The organism is Streptomyces sp. NPDC007346, from assembly GCF_040703535.1.
Taxonomy (GTDB): Bacteria; Actinomycetota; Actinomycetes; order Streptomycetales; family Streptomycetaceae; genus Streptomyces.
Map to the genome: position 1 here is coordinate 1 of NZ_JBEYKR010000225.1, position 7,477 is coordinate 7,477.

The window sequence follows — 7,477 nt, forward strand, 5'->3', positions numbered from 1 at the left end:
GGGGCGGGGGGGTGGGGGGGGGGGGCCGGGCCACCGTGGTGCGCACCGGTGGACCGGCCCCAGGGAGGGAGGGGGAGCAGCGCGGCGCGTTCCGGCGTCAGCCGATCACGTTCGCCACGCCCTTCTTCGCCGTCTCCCACGCCTTGTCCGACGAGACCCCCTTGCGCTCGACCTCGCTCAGCGCGTTCGTCAGCTGCTGCATCACGTTCTGGTCGTGCACACCCAGCACCTGCACCGGGGACTCCTTGGCCGCGTCACCGAAGATCTGGCCGATCGGGGCGTTCGAGAAGTAGGGGTCCTCGGCGCCCGCGATCTTCTCGATGGCGCCCGTCGAGGAGGGGAAGTTGCCCTGCTTCTGGAAGACCTTCGCCTGCTGCTCGGGGGCGGTCAGCCACTCGATCAGCTTGTACGCCTCCTCCTTGTGCTTGGCCGCGCGCGGGATGGAGAGGTACGAGCCGCCCCAGTTGCCGGCCCCGCCGGGCAGCTTGGCGATGTCCCACTTGCCCTGGCCCGCGTCGCCGGCCTGGCCCTTGATGTAGCCGAGCATCCAGGCCGGGCACGGGATGGTGGCGAACGAACCGGCGGCGAACGCCTGGTTCCACTGCGGGGACCACTGGTCGAGCTTGGCGCTCAGGCCCGCCTCGGCGGCCTTCACGGAGGTGTCCCAGGCCGTTTTGACCGCCGGGTTCTTCTCGTAGATCAGCTCACCGGAGGCGTCGTAGTACCGCTCCTTCTCCTGGCCGATCATGATCCCGTAGAGCGAGCCGACGCTGTCCAGCCAGGCGCTCTTGGCGGGGGCCTTCTTCTTGTACTCCTCGCCCAGCTCCAGGTAGCCGTCCCACGTGGACCACTTCTTCGCGAGCTCCTCGCGGTCGGTGGGGAGGCCGGCCTGCTTGAAGAGGTCGGTGCGGTAGCACATCGCCTCGGGGCCCACGTCCGTGCCGAGGCCGAGGATCTTGCCGTCCTCCGTGGTCGCCGCCGTCCACTTGGCCTCGGCGAACTCGTCCTTGAGCTTGTCGGCCCCGAACTCCTTCAGGTCCTGGAACTTGTCGGCCTGCTGCTGGGTGACCGAGGCGATCCGGCCCACCTCCACGCCCTGCACGTCCGCGAGCCCGCCGCCGCCCGCCAGGCGGGTCTGGAGCGACTTCCAGTAGTCCGCCTCGTCCTGGGTGTCGCTCTGCTTGATCGTCACGCCCGGGTTGAGCTTCTGGTACTCCTCGTACAGTCCGGCCTCCTTGAAGCCGAACGATCCGAAGAGGTCGACGGTGAGCGTGACCTTTCCGCCCGCGCTGTCGGAGGCGTCCGACGAGTCTCCGGTTCCGGATCCACAGGCGGCGAGGAGGGCCCCGGCGAGGACGACCGCGCCGAGGCGGACGGTGGCTCTCTTGGCGGCTCGGGCGATGGGCATGGGAAGCCTCCCTTGGCTTCGGGGTGAACCGAGCGCTTTGAGAGCGCTCTCAAAACCTGCGTCTGGAGCGTCCCCCACCGCCCCCTCCCCGTCAAGACTCGAACGCATAACGGCTTGGTGTTACGCCCGGCTGCCAAGCAACTGCCTTCTGTGTGCGTTCTCTTGACACTTAGGTTTCAGGAGTTTTACGTTCCTTGGCACTTGAGAGCGCTCTCGGACGCGCTCTTCCCCCCCATGATCGAGGTGCTGCTCGTGCAAGCCTCCCTCCCCAGACCCGTATCCAGGCTCGCCTCCAGGCCCGCGGCGGCGACGCTCCTTGCCGTCGCCCTGGCCGCTGTGAGCCTCGGCCCCGCCGCCTCCCCCGCGGCCGCCGCCACCATCCCCGCGGGTGCCGGCAGCTACACCGACGTCCGTCCCGCCGGGACGTCGGGCCCGACGACGAACACCGGCGCGCCCGTCACCCCCAAACTGACCACCGCCGCCCGTGACCAGCCGGTTCCCACCAACGACTGGTGGTCCTCGCTCGCCTTCCAGCGCTACGGCGACAACCCGTACTCCACCCCCATGTACGGCCACCCCCTCACCTACCAGGCGACCTCCGGCGGACTGGAGGTCGGCTATCCGACCGAGCCCGCGATCGTCGGGGACGGCCGGCAGTACGAGTACGCCCACAAGGCCGACCTCACCGTCGGCCTCGCCGGCCTGAACTCCCCGGACACCAAGGCCGACGCCTGGTCCGACTGGACGGTCACCCCCTACTGGGCGGACGGCTCCCGCACCTTCCGAGCCACGATCGGCCACGGCATGCCGTTCGTGTACGCCCAGGGGTCCGGCGGCGACGCCCGCGTGACGGCGGCCTCCACGCCCACGGTCTTCGCGGACGACGGCAACGTCCTCGGGATCACGGTCGCCGGCCACCACTACGCCCTCTTCGCCCCGACCGGCGCCGACTGGAACGTCTCCGGCACCACGATCAGCGCCGGGCTCGCGGGCAAGGACTACTTCTCGCTCGCCGTACTGCCCTCCACGGACGCGCTCGCGACCTACCGCAAGTACGCCTTCAGCTTCGTCACCGGCTCCCAGGTGGACTGGCAGTCCACCGGCGGGAACGTGCGGGCGACCTACACCCTGACCACGGAGGCCAGGGAGGGCACCGAGCGCGGCACGCTCCAGGCCCTCTACCGCCACCAGTGGCTGCACACCACCGACGCGCTGACCCCGTACACGTACGTCTCACCGCGCGGCACGATGAAGGTGCGCGAGTCCGCCTCCTTCACCACCAGCCAGAAGAGCAACGGCGTGGTGCCCGCCCTGCCCGCCTCCAGCGGCGTCGACAAGGCGAGGCTGACCGGCTATCTGAACGAGGTCGCGAACGCCTCCGACCCGTTCTCGGGGGCCTCGGACACCTACTGGACCGGCAAGGCGCTCGGCCGGCTCGCCCAGCTGGTGCCCATCGCCGACCAGATCGGCGAGACCGCCACCCGCGACAAGCTCCTCGGCCTGATGAAGGGGAGGCTCCAGGAGTGGTTCACGGCCGGCGGGGCCAGTGAGTTCAGCTACGACAAGGACTGGAAGACCCTCACCGGCTACCCGGCCTCGTACGGCAGCGACACCGAGCTCAACGACCACCACTTCCACTACAGTTACTACGTCTACGCGGCGGCGATCATCGCCCAGTACGACCAGGCCTGGGCGGCCGACTCGGCCTGGGGCACGATGGTCGAGCACCTGATCCGCGACACCGCCAACCCCAGCCGCACCGACGCGGCCTACCCCTTCCTGCGCGGCTTCGACGTGTACGCGGGCCACAGCTGGGCCTCCGGCCACCAGGGCTTCGCGGCGGGCAACAACCAGGAGTCCTCCTCCGAGTCCATCAACCTCAGCGCGGGGCTCATCCTGTGGGGCGCGGCCACCGGTGACAACTCACTCCGGGACCTCGGCAGTTACCTGCTGACGACCGAGTCGGAGGCGATCACCCAATACTGGTTCGACGCGGACGAGGAGGTCTTCCCCGCCTCGTACGGGTACGGCACGGTCGGCATGGTCTGGGGCAGCGGCGCCTCCTACTCCACCTGGTGGACCGCCAACCCGGAGGAGATCCACGGCATCAACGTCCTCCCGGTGACGGGTGGTTCACTCCACCTGGCCCGTGAGAAGGCCGCCATCAAGCGGAACATCGCCGAGATGGAGCGCGAGAACGGCGGACCGGCCCAGGAGTGGCGCGACCTGCTCTGGGAGTTCGAGGCGCTCTCCGACCCGGCGTCGGCGAAGGCCAAGTGGGATGGTGTGAACGGGAATTACACCCCGGAGGAGGGCGAGTCCAAGGCGCACACCTACCACTGGATCAACACCCTCGACACGCTCGGCGCACCGGATATGACGGTCAGCGGCGACCTGCCGACCTCCGCCGTCTTCTCCAAGAACGGCACCCGCACCTACACCGCCCACAACCACGGCTCCACCGCCCGTACGGTCACCTTCTCCGACGGCAAGACGCTCTCCGTACCGGCCCGTTCGACGGCCACCGGCACGGGCGCCGACGGCGGGGACCCGGACCCCGGCCCGGACCCCGACCCCGACCCGGACCCGGGTCCGGACCCGGAGGAGCCGGGCGGCCCGTCCACCGGTAACACCTTCCGGCTGAAGGCCGGCGGCATCCTCACCACCGCCACCACCGACCCGGCGGGCGCGGACACCATCGCCTCGGCCGACGGCGTGAACCGGGACGGCACCCCGTACCGTCCGACCGTCTACGAGGTGAAGCAGGTCAACGGCACGGTCTCCGCCGGGGCCGCCACCGCGTTCCGCCTCCGGGTGGACGCGGGGACCGGCGTCGGGCTCGCCCCGCAGGTCCGGGTCAGCTACGACCTGACCGGCGACGGCACCTTCGACCGCACCGAGACCTTCCGCTACTTCGCCACCGACCCGGTGAACGGGTGGGAGGAGTACACGCAGGCGGTCGGCGCCCAGGCCGTCACCGGAAGCCTCGGCGACCTCAGGAACGGCACGGTCCGCCTGGAGATCTGGAACGCGCTGGGCAACGGCACGTCCCAGGTGCAGACGGGCACGGACGCGGCGGTGCTGAGGATCCCGTACGTGTAGGCGCCCTGTACGCGTAGACGTCCTGTACGTCCAGGCGTGCCGTACGTGTAGGCGTGCCGTACGTGTAGGCGGTCCGTACATGTAGGCGTCCCGTACGTGTAGGGCACAGATGTACGGGCATGATCGGTGCGGCGGGTCTCCGGCTCCTCAGGGCGGAGGCCCGCCGTACTCATGCGCGGTGGCGGGGGCTCGGGTCCAGGCCCGCCGTACTCATGCGCCCCCTGCGGGGCTCAGGTCGAGGCCCGCCGTACGAGTGTCGTCGGGGTGATCACCGAGTCCGGCGCCGAGCCGTTGCCCGTACGGTCCCGGTCCAGGCCGCGCAGCAGCAGCCGGGCCATCAGCCGCCCCTGGCCCTCGATGTCCTGGTTGACGGTGGTCAGCGGCGGGTCGGTCTCCTCGGCCACCGAGTCCATGTCGTCGAACCCGACGATCGCCACCTGCTCCGGTACGGCGATGCCCCGCTCCCGCAGGACCCGCAGCGCACCCGAGGCCATCAGGTCGTTCGCCGCGAACACCGCGTCCAGGTCGGGCCGCCGCTCCAGCAGCTCCGCCATCGCCCGCGCCCCGCTCTCCACGGTGAACGCCCCCTCGACGACGAGCGTCGGGTCCAGGTCGATGAGCACGTCCCGGTAGCCGTCCAGACGGTCCATCGCGGAGGTCTGGTCGGGCGGGCCGCCGATGTGCGCGATCCGCTCCCGCCCGAGGTCCCGCAGATGCTGCACGGCGACCCGCGCCCCGCCCCGGTTGTCCGCGTCGACATAGGGAACGGCCTGGTCACCGGGGTCGGCGGTCCAGCTGGGCCGGCCCCCGTACACCGTCGGAATCCCCGCCCGCCGGGTGATCGCGGGCAGCGGGTCGTCCGTGTGCAGCGAGAAGGCGAGCGCCCCGTCCACGTGCCCGCCGGAGAGGTAGCGCGCGATCCGGTCGAAGTCCCCGGGCCCCTCCACCAGCAGCAGGACGAGCTGGGTGTCGTGGGCGGTCAACTCCTTGCTGATGCCCCGGATCTGCTGGGAGAAGAAGGGGTCCGAGAAGATCCGTATCTCCGGCTCCGCGATGACGACGGCCACCGCGCCCGTCCGCCGGGTGACCAGGGTACGGGCCGCGTGGTTGGGGATGTAGCCGAGTTCGTCGACCGCCTGGAGCACCTTGTCGACCAGCGGTTTGCGCACGCCGTCGCCCCCGTTGACGACCCGTGAGGCGGTGGCCCGGGAGACCCCCGCACGCGCCGCGACGGCTTCCAGGGTGGGCCGGGACCCGGGGGGCTGCTCGGGCAAGGCGGTCGCTCCTCGTCGACGGGTGCGGCGACACGCGGGGTGGTGCGGGCCTGTGCCGTCGCCGGATCGGCTACAGCCTAGCGCCGGGGCGCGCACCGGGCTGAGAGCGCTTCCAATTGACCTTCCGGGGGTGGGATCGCCCTGTGGGCGCCTCCTCCGGGCCCGCTGCGCGTTGGACACGCTGGGTAGGCATTTCCCTTACTCCGAGTGGAAGGTGTGCAGCATGGAAGCGACGGAGCGGCGCAGGGTGGCGGCGGATCGGGTGCGGACGGCGGAGGACGCGGTGGCACAGCTGAAGGAAGGGCTTGCCGGGCGGGGCGTGACGCTGCCTTCGCTGCGGGTCGACCCCGTCTCGTGTGCGGGCAACGAGCCGGCACCCCTGGTCGACCTGGGCCGCTGCAACATCGCCACCGCGTTGCGGCTGTGCGAGGTACTGGCGGAGAAGGAGAGCGGTCATGGCAGGTGAGGGACTCGAACGATGTACGCCCGAGCCGGGGCCGCCTGTGCCCGAGCGGGGGGCGTCGGAGGCCGAGCCTGGGGCGTCCGTGCCCGAGCGGGGGATGTCGGGGGGCGAGCGGGGGCCGTCCGTGCCCGAGGCGGGGTCGTCGACGTCCGAGCCGGTGGTGCGTGGGCCCGAGCCGGAGGCGTCCGTGCCCGAGCGGGGGGCGTCCGTGTCCGAGCCGGGGGCACTGACGTCCGAGCCGGTGGTACGTACGCCCGAGCCGGGTGCGTTCGCGGTGGACGGCCGGGACGGGCGCGTCGGGCGGGTGATGGGCCGGACCGGGTCGGACGTGCGGTTGCGGCCGCCGGGCGGGGGGCCGGAGTGGGCCTGCCCGGTGGACGCCGTGCAGTCGGCGCCGCCGGGCGTGGTGCTGCGGGCCCGGGTGACGGAGATCAACCGGGAGGGACAGCTGCCGCGTTGAGCGCGGGTGGCGCGGCGGGCTGGCGCGCACACGGCGAGGCGGCGGGGCCGACCCCTCCTCGGGGTCGGGCCCGCCGCCGTTCGGGGGCGTACGCGCGGCCGTCGGCGGAAGGCGGGCGTACGCGGGTGGGCGCCATGCGGGGTGGGTCCCATGGCGCCACACGGTGGGTCACGTGGCGCCTCTCGTGCCGCGTCTCGTGCCGCGTCTCGTGGCGCATCACGTGGCGCCTCACATGATGCGGAAAGCCATGTAGTACGCCGACACCTGGGCGTGGTAGCCCGGGTCCTCGGCCTGCCGGTGGCGGTCGAACTCCGGCGAGTCCTTCACCTGCTCCTTGGTGAGGTCCACGTAGACCTTGCGGTCCTCCGTGTCGATGCGCCGGACCGTGCCCGCCGGGAGCAGGACGTCCTTGCCGAAGATCCAGGCCCCGGTGTCGACGAGCAGATAGGCGGAGCCGGCGTCGTCGGAGTGGTTGTCGACCTTTCCGATACTGCCGTCGGTCGCCTCCACCGCATATCCGGAGAGATCGGCACCCGCAGTGTGACCGCTCGACGGCTGGTAGCCCCAGAGGGAGTCGCTCATTGTGGCCCCTTTCGCGAAGCTCAATTCAGCTCATCGTCGATGAATCAATTGATAGGTCCGCTGCGATTCGTGTGCCCTGCGGAAGCCGGTGTACACATGGCCGGTGGCAGAGAGTGCGAAAACGGGGGTGGGGGCCGGCGGGGGGGCGGGGCCCCCCCCCCCGCCCGCCCCCCCGCCCCCCCCCCCCC

Annotated in this window: 6 protein-coding genes; 3 read left to right on the plus strand and 3 right to left on the minus strand. The window is 71.3% G+C overall.

Translation table 11 applies throughout. The features are described 5' to 3' along the window. Window positions 1-97: 97 nt before the first annotated feature. Complete coding sequence (locus AB0917_RS32585) at window positions 98-1,408, minus strand: extracellular solute-binding protein (protein WP_366823319.1); 1,311 nt, start codon at window positions 1,406-1,408, stop codon at window positions 98-100. Window positions 1,409-1,642: 234 nt separating this feature from the next. On the opposite strand from AB0917_RS32585, the gene AB0917_RS32590 reads away from it, so the two are divergent. Beyond that, entirely contained in the window at window positions 1,643-4,510 is a 2,868-nt protein-coding gene (locus tag AB0917_RS32590) for a glycosyl hydrolase (protein ID WP_366823323.1), read from the plus strand. 230 nt (window positions 4,511-4,740) lie between these two features. Here the strand turns inward: AB0917_RS32590 and AB0917_RS32595 are convergent, their stop codons facing one another. Then, on the minus strand, window positions 4,741-5,784 hold the full coding sequence (locus tag AB0917_RS32595; protein WP_366823320.1) for a LacI family DNA-binding transcriptional regulator: 1,044 nt from the start codon (window positions 5,782-5,784) through the stop codon (window positions 4,741-4,743). Between the two features lie 223 nt (window positions 5,785-6,007). Here AB0917_RS32595 and AB0917_RS32600 point away from each other — a divergent pair, with 223 nt between their 5' ends. After that, window positions 6,008-6,250: a hypothetical protein gene (locus AB0917_RS32600; RefSeq protein WP_366823321.1), complete on the plus strand. Its 243-nt coding sequence runs from the start codon at window positions 6,008-6,010 to the stop codon at window positions 6,248-6,250. Window positions 6,251-6,473: 223 nt separating this feature from the next. Next, a complete protein-coding gene (locus AB0917_RS32605) occupies window positions 6,474-6,707 on the plus strand; it encodes a hypothetical protein (RefSeq protein ID WP_366823324.1) in 234 nt (77 codons plus the stop codon). Between the two features lie 228 nt (window positions 6,708-6,935). Here AB0917_RS32605 and AB0917_RS32610 read toward each other — a convergent pair whose 3' ends face one another. Continuing rightward, the gene (locus AB0917_RS32610) at window positions 6,936-7,289 is read right to left on the minus strand and encodes a PRC-barrel domain-containing protein (RefSeq protein ID WP_366823322.1); all 354 of its coding nucleotides are present in this window, start codon (window positions 7,287-7,289) and stop codon (window positions 6,936-6,938) included. Window positions 7,290-7,477 lie beyond the last annotated feature (188 nt).

Excerpts from the sequence above, each read along its gene's own strand:
- AB0917_RS32585 (WP_366823319.1), bottom strand. The coding sequence starts at position 1,408 with ATGCCCATCGCCCGAGCCGCCAAGAGAGCCACCGTCCGCCTCGGCGCG.
- AB0917_RS32590 (WP_366823323.1), top strand. The coding sequence starts at position 1,643 with ATGATCGAGGTGCTGCTCGTGCAAGCCTCCCTCCCCAGACCCGTATCC.
- AB0917_RS32600 (WP_366823321.1), top strand. The coding sequence starts at position 6,008 with ATGGAAGCGACGGAGCGGCGCAGGGTGGCGGCGGATCGGGTGCGGACG.
- AB0917_RS32610 (WP_366823322.1), bottom strand. The coding sequence starts at position 7,289 with ATGAGCGACTCCCTCTGGGGCTACCAGCCGTCGAGCGGTCACACTGCG.